This is a genomic window from Leclercia pneumoniae (genome assembly GCF_017348915.1).
In the GTDB taxonomy this organism is placed as follows: Bacteria; Pseudomonadota; Gammaproteobacteria; order Enterobacterales; family Enterobacteriaceae; genus Enterobacter; species Enterobacter pneumoniae.
This window is the reverse complement of record NZ_CP071383.1, coordinates 718,006-743,850: the sequence shown is the minus strand read 5'-3', so window position 1 is coordinate 743,850 and position 25,845 is coordinate 718,006. Positions and strand designations below refer to the sequence as shown.

Here is a 25,845-nt window from a genome sequence, read left to right as displayed (position 1 = left end):
GAGCCGACATGAAAAATAAATTACTCTGCGGAATGGCGATATGCCTGCTTTCGACCGCCGCGCTGGCGCAGCAATCTTTCAGCACGCCAGAGCAAGCGACCGATGCGCTGGCAACGGCCATCAGTGAGCAAAATGAAAAGGCGATGAGTAGCCTGCTGGGGGGAAACTGGCGCGATATCTTACCGCCGGAAGGGGCCGATCCCGGGGCTGTCGATCGCTTCATGCGCGACTGGAAAGTCCGTCATAACACGGTGGTCAACGGCGATACCGCACACCTGATGGTGGGGAGCCACGACTGGCAATTACCGATACCCGTGATGAGAACCGCTTCTGGCTGGCAATTTGACATCAAAGAGGCGGCAGAAGCGATCCTGACCCGCGAGATTGGCCGCAATGAACTGGCCGCGATAGATGCGCTGCACGCCTACGTAGATGCCCAGCAACGCTATTTTGCAGTCACTCAACGTTACGCCGACAAAATTGTCAGCACAGAGGGGAAGAAGGATGGCCTCTACTGGCCCGCCGCCCCCGGAGAAGCGCCCAGCCCGCTCGGCCCGGCATTTAGCCCAACTACATCCGGTGCGGGCTATAATGGATATCGGTTCCGCATTTTGCCGGAGGGAAAAGGCTTTGCCATGATAGCCTGGCCGGTTGTATACGGTCAGACAGGGGTGATGAGCTTCGTGATTAATCAGGATGATAGGGTGTATCAAACTAACTTAGGCCCTGATTCAGCCCAGAAAGCGCAGGCATTGACCGCCTATCGCCCGGATAAAACCTGGCAGCCTGTCGCCCCGGACTAAAGGCAAAAAAAAACGCCTCCGGAGGAGGCGTTTCGCATTCAGGAAGAACTTACTTCTTCTTCGCTTTAGCGTTTGGCAGGTCGGTGATGCTACCTTCAAACACTTCTGCCGCCAGGCCCACGGACTCGTGCAGAGTTGGGTGAGCGTGGATGGTCAGCGCGATGTCTTCAGCGTCACAGCCCATTTCGATCGCCAGGCCGATTTCGCCCAGCAGCTCGCCGCCGTTGGTGCCGACAATCGCACCACCGATCACACGGTGAGATTCTTTGTCGAAGATCAGCTTGGTCATACCGTCTGCGCAGTCGGAAGCGATAGCACGGCCAGAAGCAGCCCACGGGAAGGTGGCGGTTTCGTAGCTGATGCCTTTCTCTTTCGCTTCTTTCTCAGTCAGACCAACCCAGGCAACTTCTGGCTCAGTGTAGGCGATAGATGGGATTACTTTTGGATCGAAGTAGTGCTTCATGCCAGCGATAACTTCCGCGGCAACGTGACCTTCGTGAACACCTTTGTGCGCCAGCATTGGCTGACCGACGATGTCGCCGATAGCAAAGATGTGCGGCACGTTGGTACGCAGCTGCTTGTCAACGCGGATGAAGCCACGGTCGTCCACTTCCACGCCAGCTTTGCCCGCGTCGAGGTTTTTACCGTTCGGCACACGGCCGATTGCCACCAGCACGGCGTCGTAACGCTGTGGTTCAGCAGGGGCTTTTTTGCCTTCCATGGAAACGTAAATACCGTCTTCTTTCGCTTCAACGGCAGTCACTTTGGTTTCCAGCATCAGGTTGAACTTCTTGCTGATGCGCTTGGTGAAGACTTTAACGATGTCTTTGTCTGCAGCCGGGATAACCTGGTCGAACATTTCAACCACGTCAATCTCTGAACCCAGCGCGTGGTACACAGTACCCATTTCCAGACCGATGATACCGCCACCCATAACCAGCAGGCGCTTAGGTACTTCTTTCAGCTCCAGCGCATCGGTAGAGTCCCACACGCGTGGATCTTCATGTGGAATGAACGGCAGTTCAATTGGACGAGAACCCGCGGCGATGATCGCGTTGTCGAAGTTGATCACGGTTTTACCGTTCTCGCCTTCCACTTCCAGGGTGTTCGCGCCGGTGAATTTACCCAGACCGTTTACCACTTTCACTTTACGGCCTTTGGCCATACCCGCCAGACCGCCGGTCAGCTGAGTGATAACTTTCTCTTTCCAGGTACGAATTTTGTCGATGTCAGTTTTCGGCTCGCCGAAGACAATACCGTGTTCAGCCAGTGCTTTGGCTTCTTCGATAACTTTCGCTACGTGCAGCAACGCTTTAGAAGGGATACAGCCGACGTTCAGACAAACACCGCCAAGGGTGTTGTAACGTTCTACGATGACGGTTTCCAGACCTAAATCCGCCGCGCGGAATGCTGCGGAATAACCTGCCGGGCCTGCCCCAAGTACTACGACCTGAGTTTTGATTTCTGTGCTCATCATGACCTCTTAATTTATACCCGTCGTCCACCGGGTCGTTCTATCCGCCCGTATTTTACAAAATTGTTAACAATTTTGAAACAACAAACGGCTCATGAATTCTCGCTTTCGCAGTAACCTTGCTGACGCGCCGAGGTTACCAGAAAAAAGCCGGCCGACTGGCCGGCTTTTCGATTACATCACCAGGCGGCGAATGTCGCTCAGGGTGTTGTTGATGATGGTGATGAAACGCGCACCATCAGCACCGTCGATCACGCGGTGGTCGAAGGAGAGAGAGATTGGCATCATCAGACGCGGCACAAACTCTTTACCATTCCACACCGGCTCCATCGCCGACTTGGACACACCGAGGATCGCCACTTCCGGCGCGTTCACAATCGGCGCGAAGTGGGTAGTACCCAGGCCGCCGATGCTGGAGATAGTGAAGCAGCCGCCCTGCATTTCGCCGGCAGTCAGCTTACCATCACGCGCTTTTTTGGAGATGGTGGTCAGTTCACGGGACAGCTCGGTAATGCTCTTCTTGTTCACGTCTTTGAAGACCGGAACAACCAGACCATTTGGCGTATCAACCGCAACACCGATGTTGATGTATTTCTTCAGCGTCAGCTTCTGGCCATCTTCAGACAGGGAGCTGTTGAAGCGAGGCATCTGTTCCAGCGCCGCAGCAACCGCTTTCATGATGAAGACCACTGGGGTGAATTTCACATCCAGTTTACGCTTCTCAGCTTCGGCGTTCTGCTGTTTACGGAACGCTTCCAGATCGGTGATATCGGTCTTGTCGAAGTGAGTAACGTGCGGGATCATCACCCAGTTACGGCTCAGGTTAGCACCCGAGATTTTCTGGATACGGCCCAGTTCCACTTCTTCGATTTCGCCGAACTTGCTGAAGTCCACTTTTGGCCATGGCAGCATGCCCGGGATACCGCCGCCAGCGGCTGCAGCAGGTGCAGCTTCGGCGCGTTTCACCGCGTCTTTCACGTAGCTCTGAACGTCTTCGCGCAGGATACGACCTTTACGACCGGTCCCTTTCACTTTCGCCAGGTTCACACCGAACTCGCGCGCCAGGCGACGAATCAGCGGTGTTGCGTGGACGTAAGCGTCGTTTTCAGCGAACTCAGATTTGCCTTCCGCTTTTGCAGCAGGGGCCGCAGCAGGTTTAGCAGCCTGAGCCGGTGCAGCAGACGGAGCTGGAGCAGCAGCGGCAGCCGGAGCGGCCGCAGGTGCAGCGCCTTCTACTTCGAAGACCATGATCAGAGAACCGGTAGAGACTTTGTCGCCGGTGCTGATTTTGATCTCTTTAACGGTACCGGCGAACGGCGCAGGGACTTCCATAGAAGCCTTGTCGCCTTCAACGGTGATCAGTGACTGTTCAGCGGCAACTTTGTCGCCCACTTTTACCATCACTTCGGTCACTTCAACTTCGTCACCGCCGATGTCCGGTACGTTAACGTCTTTCGCACCGCCAGCCGCTGCTGGTGCAGACGCCTGTGCCGGAGCCGCTTCGGCTTTCGCCGGAGCCGCCGCGCCTTCAGCGCCAGCCACTTCAAAGACCATGATCAGGGAGCCGGTAGAGACTTTGTCACCGGTGTTGATCTTGATCTCTTTAACGGTACCCGCGAACGGCGCCGGGACTTCCATAGAGGCTTTGTCGCCTTCTACAGTGATCAGGGACTGTTCAGCTTCAACTTTGTCGCCCACTTTCACCAGGATTTCAGTGACTTCAACTTCGTCACCGCCGATGTCAGGCACATTAACGTCTTTCGCTGCCGCAGCAGCAGGTGCTGCAGCCGGAGCGGCTTCTTTCTTCTCTTCTGCCTTAGCAGGTGCAGCATCAGCTGCACCGTCGGCGGAATCGAAAATCATGATCAGTTTGCCGGTCTCGGTTTTATCGCCAACAGAGACTTTGATCTCTTTAACGATGCCAGCCTGAGGAGACGGGACTTCCATAGAGGCTTTGTCACCCTCTACGGTGATCAGCGACTGTTCAGCTTCAACTTTGTCGCCTACTTTGACCAGGATCTCGGTGATTTCAACTTCATCAGCTCCGATGTCCGGTACATTGATTTCGATAGCCATTATTCTTTTACCTCTTACGCCAGACGCGGGTTAACTTTTTCTGCATCGATGTTGAATTTGGTAATTGCATCCGCAACCACTTTCTTATCGATTTCGCCACGTTTAGCCAGTTCGCCCAGGGCTGCTACAACCACGTAAGAAGCATCAACTTCGAAGTGGTGACGCAGGTTTTCGCGGCTGTCAGAACGACCGAAGCCGTCAGTACCCAGAACGCGATAATCATCCGCTGGTACGTAAGTACGAACCTGCTCAGCGAACAGTTTCATATAGTCAGTAGATGCCACCGCTGGTGCATCGTTCATCACCTGAGCGATGTACGGAACGCGCGGAGTTTCCATTGGGTGCAGCATGTTCCAGCGTTCACAATCCTGGCCATCACGCGCCAGTTCAGTGAAGGAGGTTACGCTGTACACATCGGAACCCACACCGTAGTCTTTCGCCAGGATCTGAGCCGCTTCACGAACGTGACGCAGGATAGAACCGGAGCCCAGCAGCTGAACTTTACCTTTGCTACCTTCGAGGGTTTCGAGTTTGTAGATACCTTTACGGATACCTTCCTCGGCACCTTCCGGCATAGCCGGCATGTGGTAGTTTTCGTTCAGCGTGGTGATGTAGTAGTAAATGTTCTCTTGCGCTTCACCGTACATACGGGTCAGACCGTCGTGCATGATGACTGCCACTTCGTACGCGTAAGACGGGTCGTAAGAGATACAGTTAGGGATAGTCAGAGACTGAATGTGGCTGTGACCATCTTCGTGCTGCAGACCTTCACCGTTCAGAGTCGTACGACCGGAAGTACCACCGACCAGGAAGCCGCGAGCCTGTTGGTCGCCAGCCTGCCAGCACAGGTCACCGATACGCTGGAAACCGAACATGGAGTAGTAGATGTAGAACGGGATCATCGGCAGGTTGTTGGTGCTGTAAGAGGTCGCAGCAGCCAGCCAGGACGCGCCTGCACCCAGCTCGTTGATACCTTCCTGCAGGATCTGACCTTTCTCGTCTTCTTTGTAGTATGCAACCTGCTCACGGTCCTGCGGGGTGTACTGCTGGCCGTTCGGGCTGTAGATACCGATCTGACGGAACAGACCTTCCATACCGAAAGTACGCGCTTCGTCGGCGATGATTGGAACCAGACGATCTTTGATCGACTTGTTCTTCAGCATCACGTTCAGGGCACGCACGAAAGCGATGGTGGTAGAGATCTCTTTGTTCTGCTCTTCCAGCAGCTGAGAGAAGTCTTCCAGCGCAGGCAGTTCGAGTTTCTCGGTGAAGTTAGGCTGACGAGCAGGCAGGTAGCCTTTCAGCGCCTGACGACGTTCGTGCAGGTACTTGTGCTCTTCAGAACCTTCCGGGAAGGTGATGTAAGAGAGGTTTTCAACCTGCTCATCGGTCACTGGAACGTTGAAACGGTCGCGGATATAACGCACGCCGTCCATGTTCATTTTCTTAACCTGGTGAGCGATGTTTTTACCTTCAGCGGTATCACCCATGCCGTAGCCTTTAACGGTGTGGGCCAGGATGACGGTCGCTTTACCTTTGGTTTCCTGCGCTTTTTTCAGTGCAGCGTAGACTTTCTTCGGATCGTGACCACCACGGTTCAGCGCCCAGATCTGCTCATCAGTCCAGTCTGCAACCAGTGCGGCAGTTTCAGGGTATTTGCCGAAGAAGTGCTCACGCACGTAGGCACCGTCTTTGGATTTGAAGGTCTGGTAGTCGCCGTCAACGGTTTCGTTCATCAGCTGGATCAGTTTACCGCTGGTGTCTTTACGCAGCAGCTCATCCCAACGACCGCCCCACATGACTTTAATCACGTTCCAGCCAGCACCTGCGAAGATGCCTTCCAGTTCGTTGATGATCTTGCCGTTGCCGGTTACCGGACCATCCAGACGCTGCAGGTTACAGTTGATGATGAAGCACAGGTTGTCCAACTTCTCACGGGTTGCGATGGTAATCGCACCTTTAGATTCTGGCTCATCCATCTCACCGTCGCCCAGGAAGGCGTAAACGGTTTGCTCAGAGGTGTCTTTCAGACCACGGTGTTCCAGATACTTCAGGAATTTAGCCTGATAGATCGCACCGATTGGACCCAGACCCATGGATACGGTCGGGAACTGCCAGAATTCAGGCATCAGTTTAGGGTGCGGGTAAGAAGACAGACCTTTACCGTGAACTTCCTGACGGAAGTTGTTCATCTGCTCTTCAGTCAGACGACCTTCCAGGAAGGCACGTGCATAGATGCCCGGAGAGATGTGGCCCTGGAAGTACACCAGGTCGCCGCCGTCTTTCTCGTTGGCCGCACGGAAGAAGTGGTTAAAGCACACTTCGTAAACGGTGGCAGAAGACTGGAAGGATGCCATGTGGCCACCCAGTTCCAGGTCTTTCTTGGATGCGCGCAGAACGGTCATGATGGCGTTCCAGCGGATTGCAGAACGGATACGACGTTCCAGATCCAGATTGCCCGGGTATTCCGGTTCGTCTTCGACGGCAATCGTGTTTACGTAGTTGTTAGCCCCTGCACCTGCAGCCACTTTCACGCCGCCTTTGCGAGCTTCAGAAAGCAGCTGATCAATCAGATACTGAGCACGCTCAACACCTTCTTCACGGATGACCGATTCGATCGCCTGTAGCCAGTCGCGAGTTTCGATCGGATCCACGTCATTTTGGAGACGTTCTGACATGGGGGTATTCCTTATCTATCTAATACGTTGATTTGTCTGGAACCTGTCCCATTGTATTTTCGCCAGAAAACACAATAAGACAGGTTCTGCGTTTAGTTGCCGCGCTCTAAAAAACTGGCGCTTAATCCTTTCGTTGCTGTATGCGGCGTAATGAACGTTCGCGACGCGACTGTTCACGGCTGCGGTCCAGCAAGATTTCCTCAATGAAAGCCAGGTGACGGTGCGACGCTTCACGCGCCTGCTCCGGCTCCCCGGCCATTATCGCCTCGAATACTCGGGTGCGATGGTTGCTTACCAGTGGGAGCATTTCCCGACGGGCATACAACAATTCAAAATTCTGACGAACGTTCTGGGCCAGCATCGGCTCCATGCAGCGTAGCAGATGGAGGAGCACAACATTGTGGGCTGCTTCGGTAACAGCGATTTGATACTGGACAACGGCATCGGACTCGGCGTCTAAATCGCCGGACTGCTGTGCCCGTTCAATGGCTTGATGCAGTTCGCGAATACGGTCGCGATCGGCATCATTGCTGCGCAGGGCCGCGTAATAAGCCGCGATGCCTTCAAGCGCGTGACGGGTCTCAAGCAAGTCAAACTGGGATTCTGGGTGGTCAGAGAGAAGTTCTACCAGCGGATCGCTGAAGCTCTGCCACAGGCTGTTTTGCACAAAAGTTCCGCCGCCCTGGCGACGAAGCAGCAGGCCCTTGGCTTCGAGACGTTGGATCGCCTCACGCAGCGAGGGGCGGGAAACGTCGAACTGTTTTGCCAGCTCGCGTTCAGGCGGGAGTTTTTCGCCGGGGCGCAGTGTCCCCTCGAGGATTAAAAACTCCAGCTGCTGCTCTATCACATCAGAAAGTTTAGGTTGGCGAATTTTGCTGTAGGCCATATTCCCTGTCTTACGCCTTTTGCCCGGAGTAAATTGGTCTTACCAATTTCATGTTCGTATCGCTAAAGTAACAAAGTATTCACCTTGTGTCCATATTGGTTTTGATTGAAATCATTAAACCCGGCACATTTTAACAACCTTACAGAAATAACGTTTCAGAAATGTAACTTTGCCCAAATGAAATCATTACCCATAAAGAGGCAGTTTTAACTTTAATGAAACGCAAAATACTCAATCTGAACCGATTCACCTCGCCAAATTATGAAATATGCGCCACTTAGAGAGCATTTTTATTCTATACACAGATAAAAGGGGTTAAACGAGTCGATTAACAACTGGTTTCTTTTTATTCAACTCGTCATCTTCCTTTCATAAAGCAGGTGCATTCGCGGGCGCTTAACACTATTCTGGCGTTAACGGAAGTCATGGCCTGTATTTTAGGCCAATTCCACCGTAAAGAAATAAATACATGAAATGGAATTTCATAATTACACACGCCTGAGCGTGAACATAACAAACACACACGAGGTTTCATGATGGAAGGTCAACAGCACAGCGATCAGCTAAAGCGCGGCCTTAAAAACCGCCATATTCAGCTTATCGCGCTGGGCGGCGCTATTGGCACGGGTCTGTTCCTGGGCAGCGCGTCCGTTATTCAGTCTGCGGGTCCTGGCATTATTCTGGGTTATGCCATTGCCGGCTTTATTGCATTTCTGATTATGCGCCAGCTGGGGGAAATGGTCGTGGAGGAGCCTGTAGCGGGTTCATTCAGCCACTTCGCCTATAAATACTGGGGAAGCTTCGCCGGGTTTGCATCTGGCTGGAACTACTGGGTGCTGTACGTCCTGGTGGCGATGGCTGAGCTGACCGCGGTGGGTAAATACATTCAGTTCTGGTACCCGGAAGTCCCGACCTGGATTTCCGCTGCAGCCTTCTTTGTCATTATTAACGCCATCAACCTGACCAACGTAAAAGTGTTTGGTGAGATGGAGTTCTGGTTTGCCATTATTAAAGTCATTGCCGTCGTCGCCATGATCCTGTTCGGCGGCTGGCTCCTGTTCAGCGGTAACGGTGGTCCACAAGCCACCGTGCGTAACCTCTGGGAGCAGGGCGGGTTCCTGCCGCACGGCATGACCGGTCTGGTGATGATGATGGCGATAATTATGTTCTCCTTCGGCGGTCTGGAACTGGTGGGCATTACCGCCGCCGAAGCCGACAACCCGGAGCAGAGCATCCCGAAAGCAACCAATCAGGTTATCTACCGTATTCTGATCTTCTATGTGGGTTCACTGGCCGTGCTGCTCTCGCTGCTGCCGTGGACGCGCGTTACCGCTGACACCAGCCCGTTCGTACTGATCTTCCACGAGCTGGGTGACACCTTTGTGGCAAACGCGCTGAACGTTGTTGTCTTGACCGCTGCGCTCTCCGTTTACAACAGCTGCGTTTACTGCAACAGCCGTATGCTGTTTGGCCTCGCCCAGCAGGGCAATGCCCCGAAAGCGTTGCTTAACGTCGACAAGCGTGGCGTACCGGTGAACACCATTATTGTTTCAGCCGTGGTCACTGCATTGTGCGTGCTGATCAACTACCTGGCACCGGAATCGGCCTTTGGCCTGCTGATGGCGCTGGTGGTTTCTGCCCTGGTCATCAACTGGGCCATGATCAGCCTGGCGCACATCAAGTTCCGCCGTGCCAAGCAGCAGCAGGGCGTCAAAACGCGCTTCCCTGCCCTGCTCTATCCGCTGGGTAACTATGTCTGTCTGCTGTTTATGGCAGCGGTGCTGGTGATTATGCTGATGACGCCGGGTATGGCTATCTCTGTGTATCTCATCCCGGTCTGGATCGTGATCCTCGGCGTGGGCTACCTGTTTAAGCAAAAGAACGCCAAAACGGTAAAAGTACATTAATCCTGCCTCTCTCTGTGCCCCTCTGCGGGCACAGAGCCTGTTACCTTCCTCACACTTTCTCATCCATAGCACATTCTTCCATATCAGCGCCTTTATACTGCAACGCATAAATTGCTTTGGCAGCAAATAATTCTCTCCATATCGTAACGCGGAGAAATGTCGATGGATAACAATAAACTTTCAGTGAAAGAAAAGATCGGCTATGGGATGGGTGACGCGGGATGTAACATCATCTTCGGCGCCATAATGTTGTTTGTTAACTATTTTTATACGGATATTTTCGGGCTGGCGCCTGCGCTGGTCGGCGTATTACTGCTGTCGGTGCGCGTCATCGATGCAATAACCGATCCGATCATGGGGGCTATCGCCGACCGAACCCGCAGCAAATATGGTCGTTTTCGTCCATGGTTGTTGTGGATTGCCTTCCCTTACGCGCTGTTTAGCATTCTGATGTTCACCACCCCCGAGTGGAGCTATAACAGCAAAGTTATCTATGCGTTTGTCACCTATTTCCTGCTGTCACTGACCTATACGGCCATCAATATTCCGTACTGCTCCCTCGGGGGCGTGATCACGAATGATCCTAAAGAGCGCGTGGCCTGCCAGTCTTACCGTTTTGTCATGGTCGGTATTGCTACGCTACTGCTGTCGCTGACATTGCTGCCGATGGCTGACTGGTTCGGCGGAGAAAACAAAGCGAAAGGCTACCAGATGGCAATGACGGTGCTGGCGCTCATTGGTACCTGTATGTTCCTGTTCAGCTTCTCTACCGTGCGCGAACGAGTACGCCCTGCGGTACAGACCAACGATGAACTCAAAAACGACCTTAAAGACGTATGGAAAAACGACCAGTGGGTGCGCATCCTGCTGTTGACCATCTGCAACGTCTGCCCGGGCTTTATCCGCATGGCCGCCACCATGTATTACGTCACCTGGGTTATGGGTGAGAGCACTCATTTCGCCACCCTGTTTATCAGCCTGGGCGTGGTGGGCATGATGATCGGCAGCATGCTGGCGAAAGTGCTGACTGACCGCTGGTGTAAACTGAAAGTCTTCTTCTGGACCAATATCGTGCTGGCGATTTTCTCTTGCGCCTTCTACTTCTTTGACCCTAAAGCCACGATGACCATTATCGTGCTCTACTTCCTGCTGAACATCCTGCACCAGATCCCGTCTCCACTGCACTGGTCGCTGATGGCGGATGTGGATGATTACGGCGAGTGGAAAACCGGCAAACGTATTACGGGTATCAGCTTCTCCGGCAACATCTTCTTCCTGAAGCTGGGTCTGGCGATTGCCGGGGCGATGGTCGGTTTCCTGCTCTCCTGGTATGGCTACGATGCGGGTGCCAAAGCGCAAAGCGCAGACGCCATCAACGGGATCGTCCTGCTCTTTACCGTCATTCCGGGCGTAGGGTATCTGATTACCGCAGGTGTGGTTCGTCTGCTGAAAGTCGACCGTGAAACCATGAAGCAGATTCAGGCGGACCTGGAAAAACGCCGTACCAACTATCGAGAGCTGAGCGACTATCAGGATTTGAAAGCCGCAGAGACCAAATAAGGAGCGCGAAATGCGTCACTGGCCAAACCCGTTTATTGAGCAAGGTGCCGATCCCTATATTCTCCGGCATGAGGAACAGTATTACTTTATCGCCTCGGTGCCGGAGTACAACCGGCTGGCGATTCGCCGCGCCGATACCCTGGAAGGCCTGCGTGATGCGCAAGAGGTGGTGGTCTGGCATAAACCGGACAGCGGCCCGATGGGTAATCTCATCTGGGCGCCCGAGCTGCATGCGATAGACGGCAAGTGGTATATCTACTTTGCCGCCGCCCATACTCAGGCGCTGGATGAGCTCGGGATGTTCCAGCATCGAATGTACGCGCTGGAGTGTAGCGACAGCGATCCGCTCACCGGTACGTGGGTGGAGAAAGGGCAGATTAAGACGCAGTACGATACGTTTGCCCTGGATGCCACCACCTTTATTCATCAGGGCAAACGCTGGTATTTATGGGCGCAGAAAGCACCGGATATTGCCGGAAACTCCAATCTTTATCTGTGCGAAATGGAGAATCCCTGGACGCTGAAAGGCGAACCCGTTCTGCTAAGCAAACCGGAATTCGACTGGGAGTGCCGGGGCTTTTTGGTGAACGAAGGGCCGGCTATCTTAAGCCATGGTAATCGTCTGTTTATCAGTTACTCCGCCAGCGCGACCGATGAAAATTACTGTATGGGCCTGCTGTGGATCGAGAAAGATGCCGACCCGCGTAATCCGGCGAACTGGCACAAATCGCCGCAGCCGGTCTTCACCACCAGCTATGAAAACCGTCAGTACGGCCCGGGGCATAATAGCTTCACGCAGACGGCTGATGGGGAAGATGTGCTGGTCTATCATGCGCGCAACTATACCGAGATAGAAGGCGACCCGCTTTACGATCCCAACCGCCATACCCGCCTGAAGTTAGTTCACTGGAACGAAAACGGGATGCCAGATTTCGGCATCCCGCCTGCAGATAGCGAGTAACAGTTACGGCACGCGGGTTTAGATCAGCGTGCCGTAAATCGTTAGCAGCGCCACAATCACCACGATAACAAACGAGGTTTTCTTGGCCATCGACACGGCAGCTTTTGGCGTGGCGATTTTGTCGGTATGCGGCTCGCGCGCCAGCGAGAACTGCGCAAGTCGGGTCAGAACCTGATATTGCGAGGTGCGGCGATCCCCGAGCGACGCAAACCAGGCAGGTAACGCTTTTTCACCATGACCAATCAAGGCATAGACTACACCGACCAGGCGCACCGGCAGCCAGTCCAGCACATGCAGAATGGCATCAATGCCTGATTGCAGTCGTTCGTGTGGTGTCAGGTAGCGCGCCAGCCAGCTCTGCCAGGCGCGTAAAAACGCATAGCCCATCAGCAGCACCGGGCCCCACGGGCCGCCAACCACAAACCAGAACAGCGGCGCCAGATAGAAACGGTAGTTAATCCACAGCAAGGCATTTTGCAGCTCGCGCAGAAACTCCCGCTCGTCGCAGTCAGGCGGCACACCGTGAATAAGAGTTAACTCGCTGGCCATGGTACCCCGGGCGTGGCTGTCGTTGCGCGCAGCCGCTTTCAGGTAAGCGTGGTAGTGCAAACGCACTTTCCCGGCACCAATACAGAGCACGCCGAGCAAAATCCAGACCACCAGCAAAGGGACGTTAAAAAAGAGGCCGTGTAAGGCGCGTAACAGCAAGAAGACCACCAACATGACGCCGGCGGTCATTATTAACGTACGCAGTAACGAGAAATGTTTAATCCGACGGAAAAAGATCTCCGACCGGTGATCCAGTTGCCAGTGTTCGCCCAGCTTAAATAAGCGCTCAGCGATCATAACCAGCAGTATGGTGAACAACGTCATGTCATCTCCTTGTCTGACGAAGCGTTAAGCATGGCGTGGAATCGGCTCCAGTCAAAGGCCGGGCCGGGATCGGTTTTTCTCACCGGTGCGATATCACTATGCCCGGTAATGTGGTTAGCCATTTCCGGATAGCACGCGATCAGCAGGCAGGTTATCGCAACCAGCGCATGATATTGCGCATCGGTATAGGGCAGCACATCTGTGCCTTCCAGCTCTATTCCGATGGAGAAATCATTACAGCGTTCTCGCCCTTGATAAGTCGATACGCCCGCATGCCAGGCTCGCTTGTCAAAAGGAACATACTGGACGATTTCGCCATCACGGCGAATCAGGCAGTGGGCAGAAACCCGCAAATGCGCGATTTCCGCAAAGAAGGGGTGCGCGTTGGGATCTATCGTTCCGGTAAAGAGCGCGTCAATCCATGGGCCCCCGAACTCCCCCGGTGGCAGACTGATGTTATGCACCACCAACAGCGAGGGGGTGACCTCTTCAGGGCGGCAATCGTGGTGTGGCGAGGGCACACGCCGTGCATCCACCAGCCATCCATGTTCCAACTGCATGCGGGCTCTCCTTATTTATGGTGCTGATACCCGGTTCAGAGTAGCATGTTTCAATCTTATGATTCGTTACCAATTTGGAGTTTTATCATGCCGCCTCGCCGCTACAACCCCGACCAGAGACGTGACGCACTTCTGGAACGTATTAATCTGGATATACCGGCAAGTGTCGCGCACGCCCTGCGCGAAGATCTGGGAGGCGATGTTAACGCCGACAACGACATCACTGCTCTGCTTTTGCCAAAAGAAGCGCACTCTCACGCGGTGGTGATCACCCGTGAAGCGGGGATCTTCTGTGGTAAACGCTGGGTAGAAGAGGTCTTTACCCAGCTGGCGAGAGATGAGGTGCAGGTCACCTGGCATGTTGCGGATGGCGATAGCGTGACCGAAAATCAGCCGCTGTTTGAACTCAATGGCCCTTCCCGCGTGTTGCTGACGGGTGAACGTACCGCACTCAATTTTGTGCAAACCCTGTCAGGCGTGGCCAGCGAAGTACACCGTTACGTGGCCTTACTGGAAGGTACGCATACTCAGCTACTGGACACCCGTAAAACCCTACCAGGCCTGCGCACGGCGCTGAAATACGCCGTCATCTGCGGTGGCGGGGCGAACCATCGCTTAGGGTTATCCGATGCGTTTCTGATCAAAGAAAACCACATTATCGCCTCTGGCTCCGTACGCCAGGCGGTAGAGAAAGCCTTCTGGCTGCATCCGGATGTGCCGGTAGAAGTGGAGGTAGAAAGCCTGGATGAACTGGAAGAGGCGCTGAAAGCCGGGGCCGATATCATCATGCTGGATAACTTCACGACCGATCAGATGCGTGAAGCCGTGAAACGTACCCAGGGCCAGGCTCGCCTGGAGGTCTCGGGCAACGTCACGCATGAAACAATCCGTGAGTTCGCCCAGACAGGCGTTGACTATATCTCCGTCGGAGCGCTGACCAAGCACGTGCGCGCGCTCGACCTGTCGATGCGTTTTAAATAGTTCCCGCTCACCCGGCCGGCGCTCCGGTCGGGCTTTTCTCCGCCCCTTTTACGATCCTTCTCGCAGCGTTGTTTCTCCTCTCTGCAAGCGCGTCATAACCTTCTGAAGCCGCCTCCACGAAACCATTTTTGTCGCTCGCCCTGACGATAACAGGCTGACACAGTGTCGCCAGTTAACCACAGGAGCGACACATGAACAGACAACAAGGATTTACGCTAATTGAACTGATGGTGGTCATAGGGATCATCGCGATACTGAGCGCCATTGGCATCCCCGCTTATCAAAACTATCTGCGAAAAGCGGCCCTCACCGACATGCTACAAACCTTTATTCCTTACCGCACCGCAGTCGAACTCTGCGCGCTGGATCATGGCGGAACGGATAGCTGCGACGCGGGTGCGAATGGTATCCCCTCTCCGGCGACGTCCCGCTACGTCTCTGCGATGTCTGTCGCCAATGGTGCTGTGACCCTGACGGGTCAGGAGAGTCTGAATGGCCTGAGCGTAGCCCTGACCCCAGTCTGGGATAATGGCAACGGCATTACGGGCTGGACTCGCACTTGCACGATCAGCGATGACAGCGCCCTGAAGCAGGCCTGCGAAGATGTGTTCCGCTTTACGGATCCAGCAGGAGAGGCAGATGAATCCTGAGAAACTGATGGCGCTGTGTCAGCGCCATAACGCGCTACTCCTCAACAGCACCGAGGCACGGTTGAGCATTGCCGTGCTGGGCCAACCGGCGTCAGAGATGCTGGATGCACTGCGCTTCGCAACGCAATAAAACGTCGATATTGAATGCTGGAGTGCCGAACGCATGGAGAAATACCGACAGGCGGCCTCGCAATCCCATCTTCCCGTCCAGGCCGATACCGGCCGTACGGCGGTGGAGATCCTCAATCGTACGTTGAGTCACGCCCTTGAACAGCGTGCTTCGGATATTCATATCGAACCTGCAGATGAGAGCTGGCAAATTCGGCTACGCATTGATGGCGTGCTCTATTCCCAGCAGCCCCTCTCCGTGGCGCTGGGTACTAGCCTGACGGCACGACTTAAGGTGCTTGGCAATCTCGATATCGCCGAACGTCGGCTGCCGCAGGATGGGCAATTCACGGTTGAACTCTCGGGCGCACCGGTGTCGTTTCGCATCGCCACCCTGCCCTGCCGTCGCGGCGAAAAAATCGTACTCCGCCTGCTTCAACAGGTACAACAAGCCCATCAGCTTGACCAGTTGGGGATGGCCTCTTCTCAGTTGCACTGTTTTCGTGAGGCGTTGATGAAACCGCAAGGGCTAATCCTGGTGACCGGCCCCACCGGAAGTGGGAAAACAGTCTCCCTATATAGTGCCCTCCAGACGCGCAATGCGCCTGAAGTGAACATCTGCAGCGTTGAGGATCCCATCGAAATCCCCCTGGAGGGTCTGAATCAGACGCAGATCAATCCCCGGGCAGGATTAACGTTCCAGAGCGTACTGCGCGCTTTTCTTAGGCAAGACCCGGATATCATTATGGTGGGCGAAATCCGTGACGGTGAAACAGCGGAAATTGCTATGAATGCGGCTCAAACCGGACATCTGGTGCTTTCCACCCTGCACACCAACTCAACCGCAGAGACGCTGGTGCGTTTGCAGCAGATGGGGGTGGCGCGCTGGATGATCTCATCGGCGTTATCGCTGGTTATCGCGCAACGCCTAGTACGTCGACTCTGCCCTCATTGCCGACAACAGGCAGAGCGCGAAGTGCCGCTGCCCGGCACATTGTGGCCAGGGCCGCTGCCGCACTGGCTGCCCGCTGGCTGTGACCGTTGTTATCATGGTTTTTATGGCCGGGTGGCGATATTTGAAGTGATGGCGATCAGTAGCGATCTACGCCTGGCCATTGCGCGTGGTGCGCCAGTTGAAGAGATTGAAGCGCATGCACGTCAGGCAGGCATGATGACGCTGTTCGAACATGGCTGTATGGCCGTGGAAGAAGGGAAAACCACGCTGGAGGAGCTGGTGCGCGTGTTAGGAATGCCTCATGGCCAGTGAACAGCTTTGGCGATGGCGCGCCCTCGATCAGCAGGGCGTAAGCATAGAGGGGGCCATCCTGGCCCCTGACCGTGAAAGTGCATGGCAAAAGCTGCAAGATAAGACGCTTTTCCCGCTGTCACTGCGTCGCGGCACGCTGCGTCAGGCGCACTGGCAGCCCCAGGATCGTTATGAGGTCATCCATCAGTTGGCTACGTTGCTGCAGGCAGGTTTAACGTTATCGGCCTCTCTGGAGCTACTTGCACAGCAGCATCCGCTTAAACACTGGCAGGCGCTATTGCAGAGCGTCGCCGAGGATCTCAGCGCGGGTAGCCCCTTTTCCGATACGCTCAAGAAATGGCCTGGCGTGTTCCCGGCGCTCTACATCTCAATGATGAAAACCGGAGAACTGACCGGTAAGCTCGATGAGTGTTGCCGTCAGCTCGCTATTCAGCAAAAAACGCAACAGCAGCTCAGCGCAAAGGTTAAAAAGGCACTCCGCTACCCGATTATCATCCTTTCGCTGGCCATCGCCGTCGTACTGGCGATGGTGACGATGGTCCTACCCGAATTTGCTGCTATCTACAAAACCTTTAATACACCTTTACCCGCACTCACGCAGGGCGTGATGGCCGCAGCCGCGTTTTTACAACGCTGGGGTTGGGTCTTTTTGGTTCTGCTGGTTGCTGCTGGTTTAGGCCTGATGGGCCTGCGTCGCCACCCGCCATGGCAAAGCGTGACGATGCGCCTGCTCCTTAGGTGCCCCCTGATCGGTACGCTTGTGCGGGGTCAAAAGCTTAGCCAAATATTTACCGTGCTGTCACTCACCCAACAGGCAGGCATCACCTTTCTGCAGGGGCTGGAGAGCACCGAAGAGACAATGGAGTGCCCATTCTGGCGCGACAAACTGCAGGCGATTCGCCACCGCGTGATGCAGGGCTCGCCCATCTGGTCAGCATTCAACACTGCCGGCCTGTTTACGCCACTCTGCATTCAACTGGTTCGCACCGGCGAAGTTTCTGGCGCACTGGATACCATGCTCTATAACCTGGCGCAGCATCATAATGCGAAGACCTTTCAACACGCGGATGACCTCGCGTCTCTGCTGGAACCGCTCCTGTTGATTGTGACGGGCGTCATTATTGGCACGCTGGTGGTGGCGATGTACTTGCCTATATTTCATTTGGGGGATGCGATGAGCGGGGGATAACGCTGGCGCGCTGAGGCGCCAGCGAGAAGGATTACAGGCTATTGAAAACGCGGTTTTCCTGTTCCTGAACACGGATAAAGGTCGTGCGCTTAGTCAGCTCTTTCAGGCGAGATGCACCCACGTAGGTACAAGCTGAACGCAGGCCGCCCAGAATGTCGCGTGCGGTGTGATCCACCGGGCCACGCAGAGGCAGCTTCACGGTTTTTCCTTCAGCGGCGCGGTATTTCGCTACACCCCCGACGTGTCGGGTCATGGCGGATTCGGAACTCATGCCGTAGAAGAGCATGAATTTCTCGCCATTCTCTTCAACGATGTTGCCACCGCTCTCTTCATGCCCTGCCAGCATCCCACCCAGCATCACGAAATCTGCGCCGCCGCCGAACGCTTTAGCCACGTCACCGGGTGTGGTGCAACCGCCATCGCTGATGATTTGCCCGCCCAGGCCATGCGCCGCATCGGCACACTCAATGACTGCAGAGAGTTGGGGATAGCCGACACCGGTTTTGACGCGAGTGGTGCAGACGGAGCCCGGACCGATACCAACTTTTACGATGTCAGCGCCAGAAAGAATCAGCTCTTCACACATTTCGCCGGTTACCACGTTGCCCGCGATAATGGTCTTCGTTGGCCAGGCTTCGCGCGCCTTGCTAACGAACTGTACGAAGTGTTCGGAGTAACCGTTAGCCACATCGATACAGACAAAGTTCAGGGCCGGGTTAGCGGTAAGGATTTGTTTGGTTTTCTCGAAATCGGCATCAGAGGTGCCGGTAGAAACCATGACGTGCTTCAGCACGTTCTCGGAAGCGGCGCTGGCGAACGCACTCCACTCTTCCACGCTGTAATGCTTATGCACCGCGGTCAGAATGTCGAAGCTTGCCAGAGCAGTCGCCATCGCAAAAGTACCCACGGTATCCATGTTGGCGGCGATAATTGGCACACCAGACCAGGTCTGACCAGAATGTTTGAAGGTGAATTGACGTTCGAGTTCAACGTCTGAGCGGCTCTTGAGGGTAGAGCGTTTAGGGCGGATAAGAACGTCTTTAAAACCTAACTTCAAATCTTCTTCGATACGCATTAGCGGATTCCTGGGGTCAATGGCGAAAAACGAAACTCACAACTCCAGTGACGCTATCATACGCACTAATACTGGCTGCGCAAGACTGCGAAATTCTCTTTTTTTACGCTACAATCCTATAAATTTACCTGCTCAAAAGTAAGTAAACAGGGCTTAACCTTGATTGCTGAATGATTAAATTTTAAGCAATTGATTTTAATAATGAATAATTCCCAGGATTTTGTTTAATGGGGTACATCGTTGCGTTAACGGGGGGCATTGGTAGTGGCAAAAGCACTGTTGCTGACGCCTTCTCTCATCTGGGTGTCACGATAATTGACGCCGATATTATTGCCCGTCAGGTGGTAGAACCCAATACACCCGCACTTCAGGCCATTGCCGAACATTTTGGTAGCCAGCTTATTGCGCCGGATGGCACGTTAAATCGTCGCATGTTGCGCGAGCGTATCTTCTCTCATCCCGACGAAAAAGCCTGGCTCAACGCCCTCCTCCACCCCTTAATTCAGCAAGAGACTCAACGGCAGATTGCTGCAGCAACCTCACCTTACGTAATGTGGGTGGTCCCCCTGCTGGTGGAGAATCGTCTGCACGATAAAGCCGATCGGATTCTGGTGGTCGACGTCTCTCAAGAGACCCAAATTCAGCGCACCATGGCGCGTGATAATGTTGCGCGCCATCATGCGGAAACTATTCTGGCCGCGCAGGCCACGCGTGAAGCACGCCTTGCCGTCGCGGATGATGTTATTAATAATGACGGCGCACCGGATGCCATTGCATCCGCTGTTGCCCGCCTGCATGCACAATACCTGCAACTTGCAGCGCAGGCCGATTCACAGGAAAAGCCATAATGCACACCCACATTCTGTTTGAGCATCCGCTCAATGAAAAAATGCGTACCTGGTTGCGCATCGAGTTTTTAGTCCAGCAGCTGTCAAATTCTCTTCCGGTTAATAACCACACCTCAGCCCTGCACTTCTTTCGCAATGTTGGCGATCTGCTGGATGTGTTAGAGCGCGGTGAAGTCCGTACGGAGCTGTTAAAAGAGCTGGAGCGCCAGCATCGTAAACTGCAGGCATGGGCTGAAGTCCCTGGAGTAGATAACAGTCGTATCGACGCGCTGCGTCAGCAGCTAAAAAACAGCAGCGGAATACTGATGAGTACGCCGCGTATTGGCCAGTTCTTGCGTGAAGATCGTCTGATTGCGCTGGTACGTCAGCGTTTGAGCATCCCGGGTGGCTGCTGTAGTTTTGATTTACCCACCCTGCACATTTGGCTGCATATGCCCCAGGCGCAACGTGATGCGCAGGTCCAGAGTTGGCTTCAGAGCCTGGAGCCGCTTATTCAGGCCTTATCCTTAATTCTGGATTTGATTCGCAACTCGGCTCAGTTCCGTAAACAGACCAGTCTGAATGGTTTTTACCAGGATAATGGAGAAGATGCCGACCTGCTGCGTCTGAATCTGGCGCTGGACGAGCAGCTCTACCCGCAGATTTCAGGCCATAAAAGCCGTTTTGCGATCCGTTTTATGCCGTTAGATAGCGAACATGGCGTGGTGCCAGAACGTCTCGATTTCGAGCTGGCGTGTTGTTAAGGAGTAAAGATGTCTGATGTTACGACAGTAAACTGCCCGACCTGCGGTAAAGCCGTGGTCTGGAGCGAGCAAAGTCCGTTTCGCCCATTTTGTTGCAAGCGTTGTCAGCTTATTGATCTGGGTGAATGGGCTGCCGAAGAGAAACGTATTCCCAGCGCGGGCGATCTCTCAGACAGCGATGACTGGAGCGAGGAACAGCGCTAAGACGCAAAGCCTGCCGGCGCATAGTCCGGCAGACTCACTGACCCCGTTTCAGGCGTGAAATCACCGGCTCGTTCGCAGGTGGGAACTTCTCCGCATCCAGCTCACTTTGCGCAACCCAGCTCCCTGGCTGCCCCTCCTTGCCCCACGGCTCACCGTCCCAGCTCTCCACCAGCCAGAACCACAGAGTGATATGGCGATCGGGAAACTGGTACTCCAGTTTTTCATAAAGCGTCGCACCCTGAGGAGTGATGCCAACCTCTTCCTGTAATTCACGCACCAGCGCCTGCTCTGCACTTTCGCCCGCTTCAATCTTACCGCCCGGAAATTCCCACTTGTTGGCCATATGGGCGTCGGCGGCACGCTGAGTGATAAAAATTTGCTGTTTCGCGTTACGGATAATACCGGTTGAGATATTCAATACTTTCATCGAATTACACCTATAAAAAAGGCGCAGAAAGCTGCGCCTTTTTAGTCAGTTCATCACTTAGCTCAGGCGACCGTGGCACGCCTTATATTTTTTACCCGAACCACATGGGCAAGGATCATTGCGACCCACTTTGCGATCCCCACTCTGCGCGGCAATAGCGGCTGCGGCCTCGCTGTCATCCGTCTGGTGGCTTAGCTGCTGCATCTGGGCCAGACGCTCAGCTTCTTCACGACGCTGCTGCTCCATCGCTTCCACCTCTTCCGGCATACGGACCTGAACTTTGCTCAGGGTGCTGATCACTTCATATTTGAGTGACTCCAGCATGGCGGCGAACATCGCGAAGGACTCACGCTTGTACTCCTGCTTAGGATCTTTCTGCGCATAGCCACGCAGGTGGATACCCTGACGCAGATAATCCATCGCGGCCAGGTGCTCTTTCCAAAGAGAGTCCAGCGTCTGCAGCATTACGCCTTTTTCGAAGTGGCGCATCATCTCTGCACCCACAACCTCTTCTTTGCGTTTATAGACTTCTACCGCAGAAGCGAAGATGCGTTCACGCAGCGTCTCTTCATGCAGCTCTGGCTCTTTATCCAGCCACTCTTTAATCGGCAGGTCGAGGTCGAAGTCGTTTTTCAGGCGCTCCTGCAGCCCTTCCACGTCCCACATCTCTTCCAGGGACTGCGGAGGAATATGTCCGTCGATAGTTGCTTTGAAGACGTCTTCGCGGATGCTGTCGATGGTTTCGCTCACATCAGACACGTCCAGCAGTTCGTTACGCTGGGTGTAGATCGCACGACGCTGGTCGTTCGCTACATCATCGTATTCCAGCAGCTGTTTACGAATATCGAAGTTGCGGCTTTCTACTTTACGCTGTGCGTTGGCAATCGCTTTGGTCACCCATGGGTGCTCGATGGCTTCACCCGGCTTCATCCCCAGCTTACGCATCATGCCGGAAACGCGGTCGGAGGCGAAAATACGCATCAGGGCATCTTCCATAGACAGGTAGAAGCGAGAAGAACCGGCATCACCCTGACGACCCGCACGGCCACGCAGCTGGTTATCGATACGACGTGATTCATGACGTTCCGTGCCGATAATATGCAAGCCACCTGCGGCCAGCACTGCGTCGTGACGCACCTGCCACTCGGCTTTGATCTGAGCAATCTGCTCCGGAGTTGGATTTTCCAGCTCGGCCACTTCAGCCTGCCAGCTACCACCCAGCATGATATCGGTACCACGGCCTGCCATGTTGGTGGCGATGGTCACGGCAGAGGGATAACCCGCCTGCGCAACGATATCTGCCTCTTTCGCGTGGAATTTGGCGTTCAGTACGTTGTGCTTGATACCTGCTTTCGTCAGTTCATTCGAGACCACTTCCGATTTTTCGATGGAAATCGTACCTACCAGCACCGGTTGACCGGCAGCGGTACGATCGCGAATATCTTCAATGATGGCCTGAATTTTTTCTGCTTCGGTCATATAGACCAGATCCGGCATGTCCTTACGGATCATCGGACGGTTGGTCGGCACCACAACGGTATCCAGCTTATAGATAGAACTGAATTCGAAGGCTTCAGTATCTGCCGTACCGGTCATGCCTGCCAGCTTCTCGTACAGACGGAAGTAGTTCTGGAAGGTAATAGACGCCAGCGTCTGGTTTTCATTCTGGATGTCGACGCCCTCTTTGGCTTCGACAGCCTGATGCAAACCGTCGGACCAGCGGCGGCCCTGCATGGTACGGCCAGTGTGCTCATCAACGATGATCACTTCGCCGTCTTTCACAATGTAATCAACGTCGCGGGTAAACAGGACGTGAGCACGCAGCGCAGCGGTGACGTGGTGCATGAGCATGATATTGGTCGGGGAGTAGAGTGACTCACCCTCGTCCATAATGCCCTGCGCAACCAGCAGCTCTTCAATTTGCACCAGGCCGCGTTCGGTCAGGTTAACCTGACGCGCTTTTTCATCCACAGAGAAGTGGCCTTCACCCTGGAAGGTATCCGAGTCCTCTTTTTCCTGACGAATCAGATGTGGGATGATTTTGTCGACCTTGCGGTACATTTCAGAGCTGTCTTCCGCCGGACCGGAGATGATCAGCGGCGTACGTGCTTCATCGATGAGAATGGAGTCAACTTCATCCACCAGCGCATAGTGCAGTTTACGCTGTACGCGCTCTTCCGGGCTAAACGCCATGTTGTCACGCAGGTAGTCGAAGCCGTATTCGTTGTTGGTCCCGTAAGTGATGTCGGCGTTATACGCTTCACGCTTGGCGGGTGCTGGCAGACCAGACATGTTGATGCCTACGGTCATGCCCAAGAATTCGAACAGGGGACGGTTGTTTTCGGCGTCACGCTGCGCCAGATAGTCGTTGACGGTTACCACGTGAACGCCTTTGCCGGAGAGCGCGTTCAGGTACGCTGGCAGCGTTGCGGTCAGGGTTTTACCTTCACCGGTACGCATCTCTGCGATGCAGCGATCGTTCAGGACCATACCACCCAACAGCTGCACGTCGAAGTGACGCATCCCAAATACGCGCTTACTCGCCTCACGTACCACAGCAAATGCTTCAGGAATCAGGCTTTCTACGGTCTCGCCTTTTTCAAGACGCGCGCGGAATTCAGCGGTCTTCGCTTTCAGCTCGTCATCGGACAGTTTTTCCATTTCTGGCTCAAGGCCATTGATGACGGTGACAGCTTTACGCATGCGGCGCAGGGTACGATCGTTACGACTACCAAAAACTTTAGTTAATAATTTGATTAGCATAATAAAATCTCAAACATCCCGGTCAGGATAGATAAATTAAGTGATTAAAAAACGATTAATTTAACTGAGATGTTGAGGCCCGGCGCGGATACCCTGCACCTGGCTTATCCAGGCGGATACAAAGAAGGTCGATTCCGGGGCTAACGAGATAACCGCAGGCTGAGGCAGGGTAGCCAGCGGTTTACTCTGCTGCGTTAGCAGCGTGTTGAGCGTATCAAGCAGCGCAAGATGGTGCGCCTGTACTGGCAGCGACTCTTCGATGGCAGGCAGCGCCTGCGGCGCCATCGCAAATGAGAGATGACGAATGACGGTACGAATCGCATGCTGGTGCCAGTAATCCACCGTGAAATTGGTACGGCGGTTCGCTTCCAGCAGCGCAAGATTGGTGAAATTAACGTGGGTGGTGAAATCATGGGTGGCGGACGTCTTCGCCGGCGTCGATGCCTCAGCGCTGTTGCTGAGCGCAGGCAAACCGAGACTCGCCGCGACCATCCCCAACAGGAGATGCGGCCAGAAGTAACGTCTGCCAAATTGTCGCCAGCGCGTCAGAATTCCGCTCAATTGCCCCACCACAATAAGAGAGCCACAAGGCTCACAATTTGATTTTGTTTATTTTCGCGTCCAGATATTACCACTAAAGGCCATACACAGCAGCAGTAATGAGGCACAGAGAGAGTTAAAAATGGTCATGAAACCAGCAAACGCGCCGTTGACCGCAAAATTCAGGAAAGACAAAAACAAAAAAGACTGGTATCCCTGGCCGGAGAGAGTGCCAGGTTAACCAGTCTATTTTAGTTAACGGGTGTAACCGTTAGGCCAGAACAGTGCTTGGTGCTTTGAACGCCAGCGGCAGTTCTGCTTCGTCCTGGAAGGTCACATATTCCCATGCTTCCTGTTTCGCCAGTACAGCCTGCAACAGTTTATTGTTCAGCGCATGACCGGATTTATACGCGGTAAACGCACCAATAATGTTGTGACCACACATAAACAGGTCGCCAATCGCATCCAGCATTTTGTGACGAACAAATTCATCTTCAAAACGCAGGCCGTCTTCATTCAGTACGCGATAATCGTCAACAACGATGGCACAATCGAAGCTACCGCCCAGGCACAGGCCACGGGACTGCAGATATTCGATATCACGCATGAACCCGAAAGTACGGGCGCGACTGATTTGACGCATAAACGCATCAGCAGAGAAGTTCATCGCATAGCGTTGGGTGCTGGAATCAATCGCCGGATGGTTAAAGTCGATGGTAAAGTCCAACGAAAAACCATTAAACGGTCTGAATTCAGCCCATTTGTCGCCATCTTCAACGCGAACGGTCTCTTTGATACGAACAAATTTCTTCGCACTGTTCAGCTCTTCGATGCCGGCATCCAGCAACAGATAGACAAACGGTGCAGCACTGCCGTCCATAATCGGGATTTCTGGCGCATCGACTTCAACAATAATGTTGTCGATACCCAGACCCGCCAGCGCGGCGTTAAGGTGCTCTACGGTAGAAATCCGCACGTCATGCTCGTTCACCAGGCAAGTACAGAGCATAGTATCACGCACAGATTTGGCATCGGCCGGGAAATCTACCGGTGGATTCAAGTCGGTGCGACGATAGATGACCCCGGTGTTTGCCGGCGCAGGGCGCAGCGTCAGCGTGACTTTCTTGCCGGTATGTAAACCGACACCCGTCGCCTGAACGATACGTTTTAATGTCCTTTGTTTGATCATCGTATAATCTCGCCAAATTACTTATCCAACCGAGAGTGTATATCACTATCGGCAGGGCAGTTTAGCACAAAGAGCGCAAATCC

21 protein-coding genes and 1 pseudogene are annotated in these 25,845 nt (G+C 54.1%); 11 read left to right on the top strand and 11 right to left on the bottom strand.

The genetic code is table 11. The features are described from left to right. Positions 1-8 precede the first annotated feature (8 nt). Positions 9-803, top strand: a complete 795-nt coding sequence (locus JZ655_RS03460; protein ID WP_207293008.1) for a DUF2950 family protein — start codon at positions 9-11, stop codon at positions 801-803. 49 nt (positions 804-852) lie between these two features. On the opposite strand, the gene lpdA is transcribed toward JZ655_RS03460, so the two are convergent. The 4 genes from lpdA to pdhR all read right to left on the bottom strand — a co-directional run bounded on the left by lpdA (position 853) and on the right by pdhR (position 7,917). Next, positions 853-2,277: a dihydrolipoyl dehydrogenase gene (gene lpdA / locus JZ655_RS03455; protein WP_046884973.1), complete on the bottom strand. Its 1,425-nt coding sequence runs from the start codon at positions 2,275-2,277 to the stop codon at positions 853-855. Between the two features lie 174 nt (positions 2,278-2,451). After that, positions 2,452-4,353, bottom strand: coding sequence for a pyruvate dehydrogenase complex dihydrolipoyllysine-residue acetyltransferase (gene aceF / locus JZ655_RS03450; protein ID WP_207293007.1), 1,902 nt, complete (start codon positions 4,351-4,353; stop codon positions 2,452-2,454). 14 nt (positions 4,354-4,367) lie between these two features. Then, positions 4,368-7,031 carry a pyruvate dehydrogenase (acetyl-transferring), homodimeric type gene (gene aceE, locus JZ655_RS03445; RefSeq protein WP_040077140.1) on the bottom strand — a complete coding sequence of 888 codons (2,664 nt, stop codon included), beginning with the start codon at positions 7,029-7,031 and terminating at the stop codon, positions 4,368-4,370. A 121-nt stretch (positions 7,032-7,152) separates the two neighbouring features. Continuing rightward, positions 7,153-7,917: a pyruvate dehydrogenase complex transcriptional repressor PdhR gene (gene pdhR / locus JZ655_RS03440; protein WP_040077141.1), complete on the bottom strand. Its 765-nt coding sequence runs from the start codon at positions 7,915-7,917 to the stop codon at positions 7,153-7,155. 533 nt (positions 7,918-8,450) lie between these two features. On the opposite strand from pdhR, the gene aroP reads away from it, so the two are divergent. The 3 genes from aroP to JZ655_RS03425 all read left to right on the top strand — a co-directional run bounded on the left by aroP (position 8,451) and on the right by JZ655_RS03425 (position 12,345). After that, positions 8,451-9,824 (top strand): aromatic amino acid transporter AroP, encoded by a 1,374-nt coding sequence (gene aroP, locus JZ655_RS03435; RefSeq protein WP_207293006.1) that lies wholly within the window; start codon positions 8,451-8,453, stop codon positions 9,822-9,824. A gap of 162 nt (positions 9,825-9,986) precedes the next feature. Continuing rightward, positions 9,987-11,384, top strand: a complete 1,398-nt coding sequence (locus JZ655_RS03430) for a glycoside-pentoside-hexuronide (GPH):cation symporter (protein ID WP_046884975.1) — start codon at positions 9,987-9,989, stop codon at positions 11,382-11,384. A 10-nt stretch (positions 11,385-11,394) separates the two neighbouring features. Next, positions 11,395-12,345, top strand: coding sequence for a glycoside hydrolase family 43 protein (locus JZ655_RS03425; RefSeq protein ID WP_207293005.1), 951 nt, complete (start codon positions 11,395-11,397; stop codon positions 12,343-12,345). An 18-nt stretch (positions 12,346-12,363) separates the two neighbouring features. Here JZ655_RS03425 and ampE read toward each other — a convergent pair whose 3' ends face one another. Together ampE and ampD are read right to left on the bottom strand one after the other, a co-directional pair. After that, complete coding sequence (gene ampE / locus JZ655_RS03420) at positions 12,364-13,218, bottom strand: beta-lactamase regulator AmpE (protein WP_207293004.1); 855 nt, start codon at positions 13,216-13,218, stop codon at positions 12,364-12,366. Then, positions 13,215-13,778: a 1,6-anhydro-N-acetylmuramyl-L-alanine amidase AmpD gene (ampD, locus tag JZ655_RS03415; protein ID WP_207293003.1), complete on the bottom strand. Its 564-nt coding sequence runs from the start codon at positions 13,776-13,778 to the stop codon at positions 13,215-13,217. Before ampD ends, ampE begins: the two co-directional genes overlap by 4 nt. Positions 13,779-13,865: 87 nt before the next feature. Here ampD and nadC point away from each other — a divergent pair, with 87 nt between their 5' ends. From nadC to hofC, 4 genes and pseudogenes are all read left to right on the top strand, one after another. Next, positions 13,866-14,759, top strand: a complete 894-nt coding sequence (nadC, locus tag JZ655_RS03410; protein ID WP_207293002.1) for a carboxylating nicotinate-nucleotide diphosphorylase — start codon at positions 13,866-13,868, stop codon at positions 14,757-14,759. Positions 14,760-14,950: 191 nt separating this feature from the next. Then, positions 14,951-15,409, top strand: coding sequence for a prepilin peptidase-dependent pilin (ppdD, locus tag JZ655_RS03405; RefSeq protein WP_040077149.1), 459 nt, complete (start codon positions 14,951-14,953; stop codon positions 15,407-15,409). Beyond that, positions 15,399-16,784: pseudogene (gene gspE, locus JZ655_RS03400) on the top strand (type II secretion system protein GspE). Before ppdD ends, gspE begins: the two are co-directional and overlap by 11 nt. Continuing rightward, positions 16,774-17,973: a protein transport protein HofC gene (hofC, locus tag JZ655_RS03395; RefSeq protein ID WP_207293001.1), complete on the top strand. Its 1,200-nt coding sequence runs from the start codon at positions 16,774-16,776 to the stop codon at positions 17,971-17,973. Before gspE ends, hofC begins: the two are co-directional and overlap by 11 nt. Before the next feature lie 31 nt (positions 17,974-18,004). On the opposite strand, the gene JZ655_RS03390 is transcribed toward hofC, so the two are convergent. Then, entirely contained in the window at positions 18,005-19,048 is a 1,044-nt protein-coding gene (locus JZ655_RS03390) for a GMP reductase (RefSeq protein ID WP_040077152.1), read from the bottom strand. Positions 19,049-19,275: 227 nt separating this feature from the next. On the opposite strand from JZ655_RS03390, the gene coaE reads away from it, so the two are divergent. From coaE to yacG, 3 genes are read left to right on the top strand one after another with little or no spacing between them, the layout of a single operon-like run. Next, positions 19,276-19,896, top strand: coding sequence for a dephospho-CoA kinase (gene coaE, locus JZ655_RS03385; RefSeq protein ID WP_040077154.1), 621 nt, complete (start codon positions 19,276-19,278; stop codon positions 19,894-19,896). Continuing rightward, positions 19,896-20,639 carry a cell division protein ZapD gene (zapD, locus tag JZ655_RS03380; RefSeq protein ID WP_207293000.1) on the top strand — a complete coding sequence of 248 codons (744 nt, stop codon included), beginning with the start codon at positions 19,896-19,898 and terminating at the stop codon, positions 20,637-20,639. Before coaE ends, zapD begins: the two co-directional genes overlap by 1 nt. 9 nt (positions 20,640-20,648) lie before the next feature. Next, the gene (gene yacG / locus JZ655_RS03375; protein WP_040077156.1) at positions 20,649-20,843 is read left to right on the top strand and encodes a DNA gyrase inhibitor YacG; all 195 of its coding nucleotides are present in this window, start codon (positions 20,649-20,651) and stop codon (positions 20,841-20,843) included. A gap of 34 nt (positions 20,844-20,877) precedes the next feature. Here yacG and mutT read toward each other — a convergent pair whose 3' ends face one another. The 4 genes from mutT to lpxC form a co-directional block, all read right to left on the bottom strand. After that, complete coding sequence (gene mutT, locus JZ655_RS03370) at positions 20,878-21,270, bottom strand: 8-oxo-dGTP diphosphatase MutT (RefSeq protein ID WP_207292999.1); 393 nt, start codon at positions 21,268-21,270, stop codon at positions 20,878-20,880. A 57-nt stretch (positions 21,271-21,327) separates the two neighbouring features. After that, complete coding sequence (secA, locus tag JZ655_RS03365) at positions 21,328-24,033, bottom strand: preprotein translocase subunit SecA (RefSeq protein WP_040077158.1); 2,706 nt, start codon at positions 24,031-24,033, stop codon at positions 21,328-21,330. 60 nt (positions 24,034-24,093) lie between these two features. Beyond that, positions 24,094-24,594 carry a secA translation cis-regulator SecM gene (secM, locus tag JZ655_RS03360; protein ID WP_046884981.1) on the bottom strand — a complete coding sequence of 167 codons (501 nt, stop codon included), beginning with the start codon at positions 24,592-24,594 and terminating at the stop codon, positions 24,094-24,096. A 250-nt stretch (positions 24,595-24,844) separates the two neighbouring features. Beyond that, on the bottom strand, positions 24,845-25,762 hold the full coding sequence (lpxC, locus tag JZ655_RS03355) for a UDP-3-O-acyl-N-acetylglucosamine deacetylase (RefSeq protein ID WP_040077161.1): 918 nt from the start codon (positions 25,760-25,762) through the stop codon (positions 24,845-24,847). Positions 25,763-25,845: the final 83 nt, after the last annotated feature.